The organism is Corynebacterium lizhenjunii (assembly GCF_011038655.2).
GTDB classification, from domain to species: domain Bacteria; phylum Actinomycetota; class Actinomycetes; order Mycobacteriales; family Mycobacteriaceae; genus Corynebacterium; species Corynebacterium lizhenjunii.
In genome coordinates, this window is sequence record NZ_CP064954.1 from 2,494,326 (window position 1) to 2,509,941 (window position 15,616).

Here is a 15,616-nt window from a genome sequence, read left to right on the forward strand (position 1 = left end):
GACAATGATACCGCATGTGCAGGTCAAAACCGAAATTTCTTGCCGGCATCCCGCGCCTCGGCTCGCGCCACGCCCGCCACCTAGCCCTGCCCGTGCGTCGCCGCAAAGAACACGGCGGACGTTGCCGGGATGATGGTCAAAAACAGCAGGCCTAGAAGTCCCAGGATGATTGGCAGGCGGCGGTTGGCATCGGTAGTGGTGCGCTGGTAGGCCCAATAGGCTCCCAGGACGCAAAAGAAGCCCAGCGTAATGGAGACTATACCCACGATGGTGATGATCATTTCCGGAAATCTCCCGCCAGTATGTCGTATCCGTTAGCTGCGAGTACTTTGTCCGGAAGTTTGCCCAGCATCTGCATAATAATGAGCAACGCAATGGCCAGGATGAACCCATCCCGCGTCAGCACCGCAATGTCCAGCAGGCCGCCGGGAACTCCCTTGTTGTCCACGCCGTGCATGTGCCACATCAGGATGGGCCACAAGAGGGCATCGGCCACAGCCCAGCTAAACAGCAGCCGCCAGTGAGGAAGAGCCAGCACGGCGGGCACCAGCAGCCACAAGGAATACTGTGGGGACCAGACCTTGTTGAGCATCAGGAATGCCACCAGGATGAGGTAGACCAGCTCCGCCACGCGCGGGGTACGCTGCACCCGGAGCCCAAAGAGCGCTATCGCCGCGCACGCCAACGCAAAGCTCACCAGCGAAAAGATGTTGATAGCCTCCGGGGAAGCGCTAAAGCCGAACTCACGGCCTGCCACCGCATAGATGGTGGTCCATTCCCAGCTGCGGGTGGAGTTGAGCCGGAAGAACTCACCCCAGGCTTCCGGGTAGGCCCAGGCCAGAGGCGCATTGACTATGGCCCACGATGCCCCCGCGCCAGCCACCAGCGCCCCGAACTGCTTCCAGCGTCGGTTGCGCGCCGCTAACACAAAGAACGCACCCAAAAGAAATACCGGCCACAACTTGAGCGCAGCGCCCAAGCCAATACACACCCCACCCGTGACAGAGTGCCCGTGGCTAACCGCCACCAGGGCAGCAACCGCGAGCATGATGGAGGGAATGTCCCAGTTGGTAAAGCCGTGCATGACAACCAGCGGGCTGGCGGCCACCACCAGGCCGTCCCATTGGCGGGTGCCCAGTAGCTGGCTCAACATAAACAAGGTAGCCACCCACATCAGGGACATCGCCAGGGCAGTCAGCGTGAAGTACCAGCCGGCTTCCGGCACCCCCAGCCACTCCACTGCGCCGTAGGTACTCCGGGCTATCCAGCCCATCAACCCCTGGAAGAGCCCGGTAAGCACCGGGTATTCCATGTAGCGCGTAGTGCCGTCCTCTACCCAAGAGTAGGCGTAAACAAACCCCGGCTGGTCCAGCCCGCGGGCGCCGTAGAGCGGCACAATGTCGTTGTAACAAAAGGAGGTGTACTGGCGGCTTCCCGCCCAGTTAAGCCCAATGGAGCCATCCTCCAGGCGGCGCCCACCGGAGCAATTGGCCTTGGCCAGGAAAGCGAAGCCCAAAAACACCCACCCCACGCTGAGCACCCAGCGCAGTACAGGCACCGGCCCGCGGGCATGCACCCCGCGCGGACCCCCGAAGAACTCCACCACACCGCGCGCCAGCGGCTCGCGTTCCAAGCCAGAAATACTCATGGCTTATTGGCCAAGGAGATCATTGAGGGCATCACCCAGCCGGGCGCCCAAGTCCGTCAGGCCATCACCACCCGCGGCACCACCACCGGCGCCACCAGCACCACCGACCCCGCCACCGGCGCCGGCCCCCGGTGCCGGGGCAGGCGCAGGGCTCGGTGCGGGAGCAGGCTCGGGGGCGGGTGCGGGGGCATCGGCAGACGGAGCATCGGCAGCGGAGGCACCTGCGGTATCCGCACTGGAGCCGGACCAGGTGCCAGCACCGTAGAGGGCGCCGGAGTAGCCAGAGCCCGCAGTGCCGGTGCCATAACGGACCGGGCTAGCAGCCGGGAAGGAGGCAAACTCCTGCTCCGCCAGCGAGGTATCCAGGATGGACTTCCAAATTTGCGTGGGCGCGCCGGATCCAAACATGTTGCCGCCCCAAGCGCTAAAGATGGCGGAAGTATTATCCGCGGTACCCACCCACACGGCGGTGGCCAGTTGGGGAGTGGAGCCGATCATCCACGTGTCGCGGTTAGTGCCGGTATCTCCCAGCTGCGAGGTGCCGGTCTTGGCGGCGGACTCGCGCCCACCGGCCAGCGCACCATTGGACCACGCGGCAATGGGCTTCATGGCCTCGATAACATTGCGCGCCACCTGGCTGGAGACGCGGCGCTGCCCCTTGTCATCCGGGCGCTCGTAGAGGACCTCGCCGGTATTGGTGGTCACGCGGTTGACAAAGTGGGTGTCATGCCACACGCCGTCGTTGGTCAGCGTGGCCATCACCGTGGCCATGTCCACCACCCGGGAGGGGTACTGGCCCAGGATAATGCCGTCGAAGGGGCGTTGGCCCTCCTCAGCCAAGGTGTGTTCGATGCCCGGCAGCGACGGCGCAATACCCAAAGCGTGGCCCATGTCTGCGGTGTCCTGGGACTTATTCTCCAAATCCTCCTGTAGACGCTGGAAGGGGGTGTTGTAGGAGTTCTTCAACGACTCCGCAATAGAACAGGTGCCGCAGCCATTAGAACCGTCGTAGTTGTTGACCACAATGTTGGTGCCGGGCAGCTGGTAGGGCAGGGAAGAGTAGTAGGTGCTCAGCGGAATACCCTGCTGCAGCGCGGCAGCCAGGCCGATGATCTTAAACGTCGAACCCGTCTGCAGCGGAGCATTGGCGTAGTCCCAACCGTTGGCGTCGTGGCCGCCAAAGTAGCCGCGCACCGCGCCGGTGGCCGGGTCCACAGTCACTGCGGCCGCGCGGGCATCTTCCTGCAGCGGCGCCAGGGCGGTATCCACGGCCTCCAGGGAGGCGTTTTGGACGTTCATGTCGATGGTGGTGGTGATCTGCAGGCCGCGGGTCTGGACGTCCTCTTCAGAAATGCCTACGCTGGCCAGCTCCCGAATCACCTGGTTCTTAATGTGGCCATTGGCGCCGGTGGCCTCCGTGTACGCGGAGTATTCCGCGGGGTTGCGGGTCTGGGGGAACTGCATGCCAGCACGCTCAGCGGCATCGAGCACGCCGGTTTCCACCATGCCGTCCAGCACGTAATTCCACCGCATCTGGGAGGCATCCGGGTCCACTGCCGGGTCCCACGCCGAGGGCGCCTGGATAACCCCGGCCAACAGTGCGGCCTCTTCCACGGTCAGGTCCTCGACGTTCTTATCGAAGTACGCGTTCGATGCCGCCTGGATGCCGTAGGCATTGCGCCCAAAGTACACCGTGTTCAGGTAGGAGTTAAGGATGGTCTCCTTATCCCACTCGTGGGTCATCTTGATGGAGTAGACCAATTCGCGCGCCTTGCGCACGTAGGAACGCTCGTTGCCCACCAGGGTGTTCTTGACGTACTGCTGGGTAATGGTGGAGCCACCACCCGCGGAGTCATCACCCTTGAGCTGGCCCACCACCGCGCGGCCAAAGCCGGTAAAGGAGAATCCGGAGTTGGTCCAGAACTCGCGGTCCTCGGCTGCCAGCACGGCGTCTTCCATGTGGGTGGGCACCTGGTCCAGGGTGACATGGGTACGGTTGCCCTCCGGCGGCACCAGGCGCGCAAGCTGCGTGGTGGAGTCATTGGCATAAATGGTGGCAATTTGCTTGGAGGCCAGCTCCTCCGGCCTGGGCACGGTGTATTGGCTATAGGCGTAGCCAAAGAGACCCAGGGGGATAATCACCATGGCCAGGAACATAATCAGCAGCACCCAGGGCCAGCGCCGGGACTGCTGCTCCTTGGCACGCCGGCGCTTACGCCCGCCGCGGGCTGCGCCATCCCGGGCAGCGCCATCACGTGCGCTGCCACCACGTGCCGTGGAGCTGGTGGATGATTCTTGTGGTTCAGTCACCGTTTACGCCTTTACTTCAGGGTTCGCTTCGGTTGCCGCGTCGCCTGGCCAGGGACGCTACCTCTTCTAAACCTCCAAATTTAACACGCTTAATAGACGGTGGCGGTTTCTAGCAAATGGTTCCAGCGACATGTGGGGCACACCTCCACCGCGTGGACGGTAAATTCTTGCGCCGCCGCGCCCGCTGTTGCCGCCAGCTCCCGGGCAATCTGGGCTACTTCCTGCGGTGGGCGAGCACTGCCTGCGCGCCGGCCCAGGGCGTCGCCGAAAATCCACAGGGTTACCCGCGCGGGGGCTTGGCACACGGGGCACGGGCGCGGGCTGTCCACGCCGTGGTGCCGGGCGGCGGCCCGGAGCAAAAAGTCGGCGTCGCAGACATCCTCGCGCCGCAGGTTCCCCTGGTGCAGCCGCCGCAGCGCAGTGGCGCGTTCCCACTCGTGGGAGACGTGGTGCTTGGTCCTGATTCCCGGAAAATTACCCCCGTTCATCCTGCGTCCTCCTTGGTGGTTGTTGCGCTGGGCTTGGCGCGTGCTAGCCTTTGCCCCAACCTTCTAGCCTGCAGGTTTATTCCCAAGCTTTGCTTGCCGATACCCCCTCGATCCCCACCGTCTGCCCCTTCCTTGGCAACCCATAAAACCCCCTGAATCTCCCCCGCAGGCTGGGAAAGTGGCGCGAATAGAAAATTAGCGCTACATTTAGTTTCTATGATTGAACCAGGAACTGAATCGCCTTCGACTTTCGAAGACGCACTGAAGGTTGCCTCCCGTCTGCAGCCTTCCCTTAACAAGCTGATGGTCATCTTCCAGCGCACCACAGAGGGCTCAAGCCTGACCACCTCCCAGGTGTCCATCATGAACCAGTTGCGCTCGCGCGGGCCCTCGCGCGTGTCCGTGATTGCCCAGGCGGAGCTCATCCGCATGCCTACCGCGTCGAACGCCCTCTACCAGTTGGAGATGCGCGGCCTGGTGGAGCGCATGCGGGACGAGACCGACCGCCGCGGCGTGTTGGTGGCGCTGACCCCCAAGGGCGAAGAAGAGCTCGATGTCGTCTCGCACGAGCGCTCCGAGGCCCTGGCCCAAATCATGCGCTGGCTGCCGCCGGAGGAGCTGGAACAGGCCCACACTCTCGCAGACTTGGTCACCCACCTGGCCAATGTCTACAACCCGACTGCGGGCTACAAGATTCGCCCCTAGCCGGTCGCCCGGCTGCTAGTAGTCCGTGGCTGAACAGCCCTAGCCGGTCGCCCGGCTGCTAGCCGCCGAGCGCCGCTACACGTTGGCCCACTACCCGTTCGCCTAGGTGGTTCCCATGGGAAAGAAGCACAAGCAACCCGCCGAATTTGGTCTAGCCGCCAAGGCGGATCCGGAGCTCCCGCTGCGGATTCTGGTGTCCTGGACTCCCGGCACCCCCAGCGCGACAGGCTCGGATGCTGGCGCTAGCCATAAAGCCGCGCGCGCGGAGGCCATCGACTACGCCGCCTGGCTCGGGCGCACCACGCCCATTCATCTGCAGGTGCTGTCCACCTTCATCCAGCCCTGGTCCACGACCTCCCTGTCCAAGCTGGGCGGGAAGTACAAGAAGTGGTTCCGGGCAGAGGCCGCCGCCTGCGCGGTGGAGGTGGAGCAAAGGCTGGCGGAAAGTGGCATCGACAAGCAACAGTGCGCCAAGGAGTTCTCCCTGCTGCATGATGGCCCCAACCAGCCGCAGTTGCTTACCGATGCCGCCGCTGCCTTCCGCGCAGACCTCATCCTGCTCAGCCCCGAACAATCCGCACCCAAGCACCGCCTGCTGGCGGGCACCACGGCGGACGCGCTGCTCCACTACTCGCCGGTGGCACTGGGGCTGACCCCGCGGGGGCTGAAGTTTGGAAAGAACGGCATCAAGCGCGTCAACTTCGCCTTTACTGAGGAACACCAACAGGGCGACACCGCCGCGCTGCGGGCCGCTGCTGCTTTTGCGGTGCGCCTGGGGGTGCCGTTGCGCATCATCGCCTTTTCACCGTCCGGCCTGGTACAAGCCCCACTCCACAACAAGCTCAGCGTCGCGCAGCAGTTGACCTCCGATTGGCGCGAGCACTCGCTGGCCGCCATGGACCGTGCCCGCGACCTGGTGGCGGATGAGTTCCCGCAGATTGACGTCTCCGCGGAGATTGGCATTGGCACCGGCTGGCGCGGCGCGGTGGATGCCATCAAGTGGAAGAAGAGCGACATCATGGTGCTGGGCTCAAGCCCCATGAGTTCGCTGGCGCGGGTATTCTTGGGCTCGACTGCCACAGAGATTCTGCCGCACCTGCCCGTCCCGGTGCTGGTGCACCCAGCTGCCCAATAAGTTGCGGCCACACTCCGGCTACACCCGCAACCACGCCAACCAGGGAGGAAACGCATGACCTACCCTAACCACCCGGAAAATGACCTGTCCTCGGACGCGGACTATACCAATAAGCGCCCGCCGGCCCCGCACTCCTTTGACGATCTTGCCGATGCCCCCGACCCCGCCTGGCTGGCCGAACAAAACCGCAAGTCTTCCCGCCAGGCACTCTGGTTCCTGATTAGCATTGTGGTGGCATCACTGGTGTGCGGCCTGGGCTCCCTACTCGTCTTGCGGCAATTCCCCGGGCCGTGGTGCGAGTCCGGCGATGCCGCCTGGCTGTGCACCACCACCACACGTTCGGTGTGGATGGGTCTGGCCATCTTCTTCCCGCTGCTCGGCGTGGTGGGTTCCGGGGTGATCATGCTGCGCAAACTCAACCGCTACCTGCGTTGGCGCGCCTGGATGGGAGTGTTTTGGGCGCTGACTTTGCACTTCATGATCTGGGCCATCGACGTCCTGCAGGTCCTCTACGACACCTTCTTTGCAGCCTAACTCCCTCAACCAACTCCCCGGGACCAGCTAAGGCGCGACTAGGGCGGCGGCAACCTCGGCGCAATCGGGGCGGCCGCAATGCTGGGTGGCCACGTGCTGCGCGCACTCGTCGCAGATGAGGACCTGCTGGCGGCACGTGTCCTCGTTAATGCAGTTGTGGAAGGTGTTGGTTGCAGCCTGGCAGTGCACGCAGTGGCCCAGCTGGATAAAGCCCGGGTCCGTCACGCCCTGACCAAACTCGTGGTGCATGCGCTTATCAAAGACGTACATGGAGCCTTCCCACAGGCCATCATTGCCGTACTTCTCCCCGTAACGCACAATGCCGCCGTCGATCTGGTAGACCTCCTTGAAACCGCGGTTGAGCATCAGAGCAGAGAGAATCTCGCAGCGGATTCCGCCGGTGCAGTAGGAGACCACCGGCTTGTCCTTCATCCAGTCATACTTGCCGGACTCCAGCTCGCGGATGAAATCGTGGGTGGTGCGCACGTCCGGAACCACCGCGCCTTTGAACTTGCCAATCTCAGCCTCCATGGCGTTGCGGCCGTCAAAGAAGACCACCTCCCCGCCGCGGTCTGCCACCAGCTGGTTGACCTCCTCCGGCTTGAGGTGCACGCCGCCGCCCACCACGCCGTTTTCATCGACCTTGAGCTCGCCCGGCGCGCCGAAGGCCACAATCTCCTCGCGGACTTTAACCGACAGGCGTGGGAAATCTGCCGCGCTGCCGTCGGACCACTTGAACTCCATCTTCTTAAAGCCCGGGTACTCGCGCGTAGCCCGCACGTAGCGCTTGCACGCAGCCATATCGCCGCCCACCGTGCCATTGATACCGTGCGGGGAAATGAGGATGCGCCCCTTGAGCCCCAGGGACTCGCACAGGGTGCGCTGCCACAGCATGACTGCGGCCGGATCCTCGATGGGAGTAAAGCAGTAGTACAGAAGAATTTTGCCGATGCTCACGCCCTTCATCCTATGCCCGCGCGGCGGCGGGCTCGAAATTGCGGCGGCGGACTAACGTGGGAGACTACCTAGGGCTCTAGCCAGTCCGGGCGGATTTCATGATGTTAAGGAGTACAACATTTCCAATCTGGTATTTGAGGGGCTCGAGAAGAGCTTCGGGCCACAGAAAGTCCTGGACCAGCTATCCTTTGCTGTGAACGCGGGAGAGATCTTCGGATTCGTGGGATCCAACGGTGCTGGTAAGTCAACCACCATGCGCATTGCGATAGGCGTCCTCGCTGCAGATTCTGGAAGGGTCTTGTTCGGTGGGCGGCCAGTGGATGATGATGTTCGGCGGCGTATTGGTTACATGCCGGAAGAGCGCGGGCTCTACGGCAAGGAGAAAATCGCGGAGCAACTCGTCTTTTTGGCTAAGCTTCATGGATTGCACGGTCCAGCGGCTCGCGCGCAGACAGAACAGCTGCTGGAGCGCTTGGGGCTAGGGGAGCGCATGAACGATAAGCTTGATTCCTTGTCCCTCGGCAACCAGCAAAAGGTGCAGTTAGCTGCTTCACTGGTCCATTCCCCCGAGCTCCTGATCCTCGACGAGCCCTTCTCTGGTTTGGACCCGCTGGCGGTAGAAGTCATGAGCGAGATTCTCAAAGAGAAAGCCCAGTTAGGTGTCCCCATTATCTTTTCTTCACACCAGCTAGATCTAGTACAGCGCATGTGTGATCGGATCGGGATTCTCTCCGGTGGCACCCTAGCGGCAGAAGGGCCCGTTGCAGATCTCCGAAATCAAGGCCCCTTGGTCTACCGTGTGCTCACCACTTCGCGTGGCTGGTATCCCGAAGGCGTCCGAGTCCTGGAGGAGTCAGACACGCACGTCACCGTGGAGCTTCCCAGCCCGGAAGCTGAGCAACCTACACTCCACGCAGCCGTTAACGCCGGTGACGTGCATGGTTTCTATCGAATTATCCCTGACCTCTCCGATCTTTTCCGAAAGTATGTGAGCTAGCATGGCTTATTCTTCGAGCAACACCATTATGAGCGTCGCCGCACGCGAGATTCGACAATCGTTGCGTAGCCGGGGCATCATGGTCACCCTCAGCATCTTACTGATTGTCCTGGTAGCCGGGCCGTTTATCGGCGCGCACTTTCTAAACCAAGATAGCGATCCCTCAGAGAGGACCATTGTCTTGGTAGGCATAGACCCCTCCCCTATATCCGACCCCGATTTCCTCATCGAAGCCGCCAGCAACCCCACTGACGTTGAAAGCCGCGTTCGAGACGGAGACATTGCAGCAGCTTTCATCCACGAAGGGGAGCAGCTGACCTTTGTTCATGATGGACAGCCATCACCACGCCTGCAAGCTTTTGCACAAACCCTGCAGCACGACATGTCATTGTCGGCAACCCTCAACGAACTTGGCCTCAGCGCTGAGCAGTTCGCTGCCGCTACGCCGACTATCGAATTAGTCGAGAAACAAGTAGACAACAATGTCGAGCCCACCCCCGACAGAAATGAGTGGGACCTCAGTGCCACCCTCGGCGGGATTTTCATCTTAATGATGTCCGTGACACTCTTTGCCGCGAACGTGGGCGCGCGAGTCACAGAAGAAAAGTCCTCACGGATTATCGAGCTCATCGTAGCGACGGTAAAGCCGCTCGACTTTTTGGCCGGAAAGATTATCGGCAACGTGAGCTTCGCAGTAGCTGCTACAGCAGCCGTCCTCGGCGTCGGAACGCTCAGTCTCCGCGCCTCTGGCATCTTGCATTCAACGGAGCTGAATTGGTCCCTTATCCCCGTGCTCTTCGTGAGCTATTTCCTGGGACTGCTGTTCTTTTCCTCCATGTACGCCGCAGCAGGCGCAATGGTCCAGCGCACAGAAGACCTACAGTCCACACAAATGCCCATCATGTTGCTCATCTTCGTTATCGTCTACACGCCGGCGACGTTCTTTAGCCAAGTCGACTCTGATTGGATGTATTGGCTTGCGTGGATACCGCCGCTATCCGTGGGGCATGCCCCATTGCAATACGCCGCCGGAAACTTTAGTACCTGGCAATTCTGCCTGTCCATGTTCCTCTTGCTAGCCTTCACCACCGCCACCATCTGGCTGGTGGCCCGAATCTACCGAATCGCCATCCTCCACAACAGCTCGAAACTGACATGGCGTCAGGCTCTCCGGCTTAAGGGCTAAAAGCCAAGGCCTAGCGCTTCTGGTACAGCGCCTGCTTGCGCGCAAAGACCGGGTCAGAGGTCACCAGCACACCCAGGTTGCGGAAGATGCCCTCATCCACCGAGCCCAGGATAGTGGTGGTGTGCACGTCGCAGCCCTGCAGATTCTTAAGCTGCTCCAGTGCCAGGCGGGCGTTGTTGTCCTTTGCAGCAGACGAAGACAGGGCAATGAGCACCTCATCGGTGTGCAGCCGCGGGTTGCGCGAGCCCAGATGCTTCGTCTTGAGGGACTGAATCGGCTCAATTGACTCCGGCGACAACAGGTGGACCTCATCGGCAATCCCCGCCAGGTGCTTGAGGGCATTAAGCAGCATCGACGCGGAGCAACCCAGTAGTGCGGAGGTGCGGCCTTGGATGATGGTGCCATCGGCAAGCTCGATTGCCGATGCCGCCTCTCCCGTAGCCTCCGCCTTCGCCCTTGCGGGTTCCACCACGCGCCGGTCCGTAGCCTTGATGCCTGCCTTGGCCATCACCACCGCGGCGCGCTCCGACTGGGTGGAGTCCAGCCCATTGCGGGCCTCCTCAACCAAAGCCTTGAAGTAGCGGCGGATGATTTCTTGCTCGGCGGCGCGGCGGCAGGCGGCATCATCAGTAATGCAAAAACCTGCCATATTCACGCCCATGTCGGTGGGGGACTGGTAGGGGGTGGTGCCAGTGAGCTTTTCTAGCAGGACCTTGAGCAGGGGGAAGGCCTCGACGTCGCGGTTGTAGTTGACGGTCGACTCCCCGTGCGCGGACAGGTGGAAGTGGTCGATGACATTGGCGTCGTTAAGATCCACCGTCGCGGCCTCATAAGCCAGGTTGACGGGGTGCTCCAGCGGCAAGTTCCAAATGGGGAAGGTCTCAAACTTGGCGTAGCCGGCCTGCACGCCGCGCTGGTGTTCGTGGTAAACCTGGCTCAGCGCCGTGGCCAGCTTGCCGGAGCCCGGCCCCGGGGCGGTGACCACCACCAGGTCCCGGGTGGTCTCGGCGTAGTCATTGCGGCCCAGGCCTTCCGGGGAGACAATCAGATCCGTGTTGGAGGGGTAGCCGGGAATAACGCGGTGGCGGGCCACAGATAGCCCCAGGCGTTGTACGCGCTCGATGAAGGCTTCCGCCTGGGCATTGCCGGGCTCAAGCTGCGTCATCACAATGTTATTGACCAAAAAGCCCCGCGCGCGGAACACATCCACCAGGCGCAGCACGTCATCTTCGTACAAAATGCCCAGGTCCGCGCGGACCTTCTGGCGCTGGATGTCCTTGGCGTTGATGCAGATGAGGATCTCCACGTCATCTTTGATCCGCTCCAGCATGGTGATCTTGTTGTCCGGGGTGAACCCGGGCAGCACACGGGAAGCGTGCATGTCATCAAAGAGCTTGCCGCCCATCTCCAGGTAGAGCTTGCCGCCGATTTCTTCGCGTCGGGCATTAATATGCTCCGACTGCATGGTGATGTATTTTTCGCGGTCAAAGCCAATTGTGTGCGTCATGAACGTAGCCCTTTCAGCGCTAGCCTCGGTGCCCTCGCGCCCAGGTGGTACTCCCGTGGTGCTGGACCGGAGTTGGACCGGTACTAGACCGTGGGAATACTCCGTAACGTTTAGGCGTTTTCATTCCGCACGACTAGCTTACACGCCTGCGCCGCCAGCGGGGCGAGCGACGCGGGGATGCCCTGGCACCCGACTACCATGAGGCCTTATGCCTGAAGGTCACCTCATCCACCACCTGGCGGGGCGTTTGAACACCGATTTCCGCAGCACCCCGCTGCATGTTACGAGCCCGCAGGGCCGCTTTGCCCGGGAGGCCGCCGTGCTCGATGGCACCCGCCTGGAGCGTGCCGAGGCCCGCGGCAAGCACTTGTTCCTGCACTTTGATGCCCCTTCCCCGGAGCATATTGTCTACATCCACCTTGGGCTGATTGGTCAGCTGCGTTTCGAGCCCGTCGCGGATGTGTGGGGCCAGGTACGCCTGCGCCTCGAGCCTGCCGATGCCGCCGAACCCCTCGCCGCCCAGCCTGCCGATGCCGATGCCAGCCCCGCCGAACCCCTCGCCGCCAACCTCCGCGGCCCACAGTGGTGCCGCCTGATCACCCCCGCGGAATACGCCGCCGCAGTAGCCAAAATTGGCCACGACCCCATCCGTGCGGACGCCGACCCGCAGGAGCTGTGGGCACAGGTCCAGCGTTCCTCGCGCAGTATTGCGTCACTGTTGATGGACCAAAAGCTCTTCGCCGGGGTGGGCAATATCTATCGCGCGGAGGTGCTCTTTCGCCAAGGAATTGCCCCCACCACCCCAGGCAAGGAGCTCACGCGCGCGCAGTTTGATGCGGTGTGGGCGGACTTGGTCGACCTCATGCGCGCCGGCGTGGACAGCGCGCGTATTGATACGGTACGCCCGGAACACACCCCGGAGGCAATGGGCCGGGCCCCACGCAAAGATGACCACGGCGGGGAGGTCTACGTCTACCGCCGCGAAGGCTTGCCCTGTTATGTCTGTTCCACCCCGGTTGCCGCCCGCGTGTTGGAAGGCCGCAATCTGTTTTGGTGCCCGGCCTGCCAGCGCGGGTAATTTGGGGCGCATGCTTCCTGCTTTTGATGTCGCCACCGTGCGCGCCGCCGAGGCCAATCTGCTGGCCTGCCAAGCCAGACCGGATGAGTTAATGCAACTCGCGGCCACGGCAGTAGCCGAGGTTGCGCAGACCATGCTCGATACGCCGTTGCCCTCGCCCGCTGCGCCCGTGCTCATCCTGGCAGGCCCCGGCGGCAATGGCGGGGACGGCCTCTATGCGGGCGCCCAGTTGGCCCGCGCTGGCTTTCCCGTCACCGCTGTACTGTGCGCAGGCTCCGCGCACGCGCCCGCCCTTGACGCGTTGCGTGCCGCAGGGGCAGTGGTGCTTGAGTCTGCCGATGCCCCGTTGCCCACCCCCGCACTGATCATCGACGCGGTTGCCGGGCTCGGCTCCGCCCGGGGGCTGGACGGGGTGGCATGGCAGTACTACCGGAACGCTCGGGAGTCCGGAGCTCGGGGAACTCGGGTGCTGGCGGTGGATATGCCCGCAGGTGTCGATGCCCACACCGGGCACGCCCACTCGCAGTGCGTGCACGCCGATGTCACCATCACTTTCGGCTACCCACGCACCGGGCATCTGCACGCCCCGGAATGCGGGCGGGTGATGGTGGCGGACCTGAAACTGGAGGGGGCATCGGCAAGCTTTGCCCAGGAACTGGAACGCTCAGGCCGCCCGGCTGGCTACCTGTGCCACGAAGCCAGCCTGGAAGAAGCCGGCGCGGAGGTGGGGGCGGGGCTAAGGGATGCCGGCAGCACCGGGGCCATCGTGGACCCCACCCCCGGGGTGCGCAGCAATAAGTACTCCGGTGGGGTGGTGGGCGTGGCGGCCGGAAGCCAGGCCTACCCAGGGGCTGGGGTGCTGGCCGCAACCGCCGCGGTGCGCGCCACCCCGGCGCTGGTGCGCGTGATTAGCCACGCCAGTCCGGCTGCTGCGATAATCGCCGCGGTGCCCGAGGTGGTGGTGCACCCGCAGCTGGATGCGGCCGGGCGAATGGATGCGCTAGTCATTGGCCCCGGGCGAGGCACCGACGCACAAGCAGCGGCAGAACTAGCCGCGGCGTTGCAGATAGACTCCGGTGAGATTGCCCTGGTCATTGACGCCGATGCGCTGACCCTGCTGAGCCAGGACAGCGCGCTGCGCGAGCTGTTGCGCCAGCGCCGCGGGGTGAGCGTGCTGACTCCCCATGAGGGCGAGTTTGCCCGGCTATACCGCGCGGTGTGCGCCCCCAGGGACGGCGCTGGCGGGAAAGCAGGTAGCGCGACTGCTGGCGGCGCTGGCGGGGAAGCGGGCCCAGAGTCGCACTTGGAGTCGCGCAGCCGCGGGGAACTCGCCGGCACGCTGGCGCGGGAATTACACAGCATTGTGCTGCTCAAGGGGCGGATCACTACCATCGCCGACCCGGACGGTGGCCTGTGGGCAGTCAATACCGGAAACTCTTTTGCCGCCACCGCAGGCTCTGGCGATGTGTTGGCCGGGCTGCTTGGAGCCCTGCTGGCCCAAGGTGGGCAAGCAGCCCACCAGTGCGTGCTTTCTGCCATTGCCATCCACGCTCACGCAGCAGCCCTGGCGGCGTGGACGCCGGAGGGGTATGCGGGGGCATCGGCAAGCCGAATCGCCAATGCCCTCCCCCGCGCCACCGCCAAACTCCTCCGCTCCAACCGCTAAGCACCTCCACGCCAATCGCCTCCCCGCCACCGGCTGACCTCTTGCGCACTGCTGGTCGAGCGCTTCGACATCGTATGCCATTACACCGACCTAAATAGTGACGCGTTTTCGGCGCGGAAGCCCCTCCCCGCCCATAACACAATGTCGTGTTTGCGGAGAAAATGCGTCAGCGCAAGCCAAACTAACCAGCGGGGACTCTCAGGTGCGGCGGTCGTGGTGGGCGCGCGGAACTGACCAGCTGGCCGGGGTGATTTGCTCCCCATCGCCGAGATGGTTGCTGGGCGGGACTAGCCGCTGGGGTCGGTTTATTCCCGCTGCGGCGGGTTTGGTGGGGTCAGCACCGGCGGCCTGGAAGTCCTCCACGGTCATGCCGGTGCATTGGGCCACTAATCGGATACCCCAGGTCTGTGCTTTTAAGTAATCCCCGAGCTTCATGCCGCACAGTCTAAACCGCCCCAGACACCCGCGCAAGGGGTTTTAGAACAAATTTGCGACCACCAGGCAGACGGCTGGACGCTGCACAGGCGGTTGGCCGCCAGGCGGGCTACGCAGTCGGTCCGGGCCGGCTACGTGGCCGGGCCAGGCGGGGCTACATGGTGCCTTTGCGAAGCACTCTAGGCAGCACATCCGTGCAGCGCCTTAGGCCGCGCCCACGACAGCGGTGACGCGGCCATCGACGACGCGGACCTGGGCATCGGCACGCTGGGCTAAGGTCTGACTGTGCGTGACCAGGAGGGTAGCGATGTCGAACTCGTGGGTGAGCTCCTGCAGCAGAGTCATAATGTCGGCGCTGCGGGCGCTGTCGAGGGCGGAGGTGGGCTCATCGGCCAACAGGACCGTGGGCGCGGACATCAGAGCCCGGGCGATGTTGACGCGCTGGCGCTGCCCACCGGAAAGCTCGCCGATGCGCCGCTGACCCAGACCACCTAATCCCACGCGCTCAAGCAACTCATCAGCCCGGCGCGCCCGCTTAGCCGTAGCCCGCTTGCCCTGGAGGTGGTCCATGAGCAACAGCTGGTCACGCACCCGCAAGGCAGCCAGCAGGTTGGGCTGCTGGAAAACTAGACCAATGTGTTCGCGGCGCACCTGCGTGCGCACCCGGTCCGGTGCGGTGGCAATGTCCTGGCCGGCCACCACAACGCGCCCGGCATCAGGAACAATGAGCCCGCCGGCAACAGAGAGCAGGGTGGACTTACCGGAGCCAGACTCGCCAGTTAGCGCCACCACTTCGCCGGGGGCCACGCGCACGTTCGCGCCATCAAGCGCGGTGAGCGTGCGGTTGCCGTCGGGGTAGCGCACGGTGATGTCGTGGAGCACCAGGCCAGAGTCGACGGCTGGTGCGGCCGGGGTGTTGCCGGCCGGGGTAGCTGCGGCAGAGTTTAGTGAAGTACCTTCAGCAGTCATA

The 15,616-nt window shown here is 63.3% G+C and carries 15 protein-coding genes; 7 read left to right on the forward strand and 8 right to left on the reverse strand.

All coding sequences use genetic code 11. The features are described 5' to 3' along the window. Nucleotides 1-80: 80 nt before the first annotated feature. The 4 genes from G7Y31_RS11350 to G7Y31_RS11365 all read right to left on the reverse strand — a co-directional run bounded on the left by G7Y31_RS11350 (nucleotide 81) and on the right by G7Y31_RS11365 (nucleotide 4,446). Nucleotides 81-281, reverse strand: a complete 201-nt coding sequence (locus G7Y31_RS11350; RefSeq protein ID WP_165009879.1) for a hypothetical protein — start codon at nucleotides 279-281, stop codon at nucleotides 81-83. Beyond that, nucleotides 278-1,648 (reverse strand): glycosyltransferase family 87 protein, encoded by a 1,371-nt coding sequence (locus G7Y31_RS11355; protein WP_165009881.1) that lies wholly within the window; start codon nucleotides 1,646-1,648, stop codon nucleotides 278-280. Before G7Y31_RS11355 ends, G7Y31_RS11350 begins: the two co-directional genes overlap by 4 nt. A 3-nt stretch (nucleotides 1,649-1,651) precedes the next feature. Beyond that, nucleotides 1,652-3,805: a transglycosylase domain-containing protein gene (locus tag G7Y31_RS11360; RefSeq protein ID WP_165010005.1), complete on the reverse strand. Its 2,154-nt coding sequence runs from the start codon at nucleotides 3,803-3,805 to the stop codon at nucleotides 1,652-1,654. A 242-nt stretch (nucleotides 3,806-4,047) separates the two neighbouring features. Beyond that, nucleotides 4,048-4,446, reverse strand: coding sequence for a DUF5318 family protein (locus tag G7Y31_RS11365; RefSeq protein WP_196823575.1), 399 nt, complete (start codon nucleotides 4,444-4,446; stop codon nucleotides 4,048-4,050). A gap of 216 nt (nucleotides 4,447-4,662) precedes the next feature. On the opposite strand from G7Y31_RS11365, the gene G7Y31_RS11370 reads away from it, so the two are divergent. From G7Y31_RS11370 to G7Y31_RS11380, 3 genes are all read left to right on the forward strand, one after another. Continuing rightward, the gene (locus G7Y31_RS11370; protein WP_165009883.1) at nucleotides 4,663-5,151 is read left to right on the forward strand and encodes a MarR family winged helix-turn-helix transcriptional regulator; all 489 of its coding nucleotides are present in this window, start codon (nucleotides 4,663-4,665) and stop codon (nucleotides 5,149-5,151) included. Nucleotides 5,152-5,266: 115 nt separating this feature from the next. Beyond that, nucleotides 5,267-6,286 carry a universal stress protein gene (locus G7Y31_RS11375; RefSeq protein ID WP_165009885.1) on the forward strand — a complete coding sequence of 340 codons (1,020 nt, stop codon included), beginning with the start codon at nucleotides 5,267-5,269 and terminating at the stop codon, nucleotides 6,284-6,286. A gap of 54 nt (nucleotides 6,287-6,340) precedes the next feature. Beyond that, nucleotides 6,341-6,820 carry a hypothetical protein gene (locus G7Y31_RS11380; RefSeq protein WP_165009888.1) on the forward strand — a complete coding sequence of 160 codons (480 nt, stop codon included), beginning with the start codon at nucleotides 6,341-6,343 and terminating at the stop codon, nucleotides 6,818-6,820. A gap of 27 nt (nucleotides 6,821-6,847) precedes the next feature. Here G7Y31_RS11380 and trhO read toward each other — a convergent pair whose 3' ends face one another. Beyond that, nucleotides 6,848-7,777 (reverse strand): oxygen-dependent tRNA uridine(34) hydroxylase TrhO, encoded by a 930-nt coding sequence (trhO, locus tag G7Y31_RS11385; protein ID WP_165009890.1) that lies wholly within the window; start codon nucleotides 7,775-7,777, stop codon nucleotides 6,848-6,850. A 118-nt stretch (nucleotides 7,778-7,895) separates the two neighbouring features. Between trhO and G7Y31_RS11390 the strand changes: the two genes are divergently transcribed. Together G7Y31_RS11390 and G7Y31_RS11395 are read left to right on the forward strand one after the other, a co-directional pair. Continuing rightward, entirely contained in the window at nucleotides 7,896-8,774 is an 879-nt protein-coding gene (locus tag G7Y31_RS11390; RefSeq protein WP_165010010.1) for an ABC transporter ATP-binding protein, read from the forward strand. 1 nt (nucleotide 8,775) lies between these two features. Further along, complete coding sequence (locus G7Y31_RS11395; RefSeq protein WP_165009892.1) at nucleotides 8,776-9,960, forward strand: ABC transporter permease; 1,185 nt, start codon at nucleotides 8,776-8,778, stop codon at nucleotides 9,958-9,960. Nucleotides 9,961-9,970: 10 nt separating this feature from the next. Here G7Y31_RS11395 and G7Y31_RS11400 read toward each other — a convergent pair whose 3' ends face one another. Continuing rightward, on the reverse strand, nucleotides 9,971-11,467 hold the full coding sequence (locus G7Y31_RS11400; protein ID WP_165009894.1) for a DUF1846 domain-containing protein: 1,497 nt from the start codon (nucleotides 11,465-11,467) through the stop codon (nucleotides 9,971-9,973). Nucleotides 11,468-11,675: 208 nt separating this feature from the next. On the opposite strand from G7Y31_RS11400, the gene G7Y31_RS11405 reads away from it, so the two are divergent. Together G7Y31_RS11405 and G7Y31_RS11410 are read left to right on the forward strand one after the other, a co-directional pair. Further along, the gene (locus G7Y31_RS11405; RefSeq protein WP_165009897.1) at nucleotides 11,676-12,545 is read left to right on the forward strand and encodes an Fpg/Nei family DNA glycosylase; all 870 of its coding nucleotides are present in this window, start codon (nucleotides 11,676-11,678) and stop codon (nucleotides 12,543-12,545) included. A 10-nt stretch (nucleotides 12,546-12,555) separates the two neighbouring features. Beyond that, nucleotides 12,556-14,211, forward strand: coding sequence for an NAD(P)H-hydrate dehydratase (locus tag G7Y31_RS11410; RefSeq protein WP_165009899.1), 1,656 nt, complete (start codon nucleotides 12,556-12,558; stop codon nucleotides 14,209-14,211). A 198-nt stretch (nucleotides 14,212-14,409) separates the two neighbouring features. Here the strand turns inward: G7Y31_RS11410 and G7Y31_RS11415 are convergent, their stop codons facing one another. Beyond that, a complete protein-coding gene (locus tag G7Y31_RS11415; RefSeq protein ID WP_165009901.1) occupies nucleotides 14,410-14,646 on the reverse strand; it encodes a hypothetical protein in 237 nt (78 codons plus the stop codon). Nucleotides 14,647-14,850: 204 nt separating this feature from the next. Continuing rightward, nucleotides 14,851-15,615 (reverse strand): ABC transporter ATP-binding protein, encoded by a 765-nt coding sequence (locus G7Y31_RS11420; RefSeq protein ID WP_165009903.1) that lies wholly within the window; start codon nucleotides 15,613-15,615, stop codon nucleotides 14,851-14,853. Between the last annotated feature and the right edge of the window lies 1 nt (nucleotide 15,616).

Excerpts from the sequence above, each read along its gene's own strand:
- G7Y31_RS11350 (WP_165009879.1), bottom strand. The coding sequence starts at position 281 with ATGATCATCACCATCGTGGGTATAGTCTCCATTACGCTGGGCTTCTTT.
- G7Y31_RS11355 (WP_165009881.1), bottom strand. The coding sequence starts at position 1,648 with ATGAGTATTTCTGGCTTGGAACGCGAGCCGCTGGCGCGCGGTGTGGTG.
- G7Y31_RS11360 (WP_165010005.1), bottom strand. The coding sequence starts at position 3,805 with ATGTTCCTGGCCATGGTGATTATCCCCCTGGGTCTCTTTGGCTACGCC.
- G7Y31_RS11365 (WP_196823575.1), bottom strand. The coding sequence starts at position 4,446 with ATGAACGGGGGTAATTTTCCGGGAATCAGGACCAAGCACCACGTCTCC.
- G7Y31_RS11370 (WP_165009883.1), top strand. The coding sequence starts at position 4,663 with ATGATTGAACCAGGAACTGAATCGCCTTCGACTTTCGAAGACGCACTG.
- G7Y31_RS11375 (WP_165009885.1), top strand. The coding sequence starts at position 5,267 with ATGGGAAAGAAGCACAAGCAACCCGCCGAATTTGGTCTAGCCGCCAAG.
- G7Y31_RS11380 (WP_165009888.1), top strand. The coding sequence starts at position 6,341 with ATGACCTACCCTAACCACCCGGAAAATGACCTGTCCTCGGACGCGGAC.
- G7Y31_RS11395 (WP_165009892.1), top strand. The coding sequence starts at position 8,776 with ATGGCTTATTCTTCGAGCAACACCATTATGAGCGTCGCCGCACGCGAG.
- G7Y31_RS11400 (WP_165009894.1), bottom strand. The coding sequence starts at position 11,467 with ATGACGCACACAATTGGCTTTGACCGCGAAAAATACATCACCATGCAG.
- G7Y31_RS11405 (WP_165009897.1), top strand. The coding sequence starts at position 11,676 with ATGCCTGAAGGTCACCTCATCCACCACCTGGCGGGGCGTTTGAACACC.
- G7Y31_RS11410 (WP_165009899.1), top strand. The coding sequence starts at position 12,556 with ATGCTTCCTGCTTTTGATGTCGCCACCGTGCGCGCCGCCGAGGCCAAT.
- G7Y31_RS11415 (WP_165009901.1), bottom strand. The coding sequence starts at position 14,646 with ATGAAGCTCGGGGATTACTTAAAAGCACAGACCTGGGGTATCCGATTA.
- G7Y31_RS11420 (WP_165009903.1), bottom strand. The coding sequence starts at position 15,615 with ATGACTGCTGAAGGTACTTCACTAAACTCTGCCGCAGCTACCCCGGCC.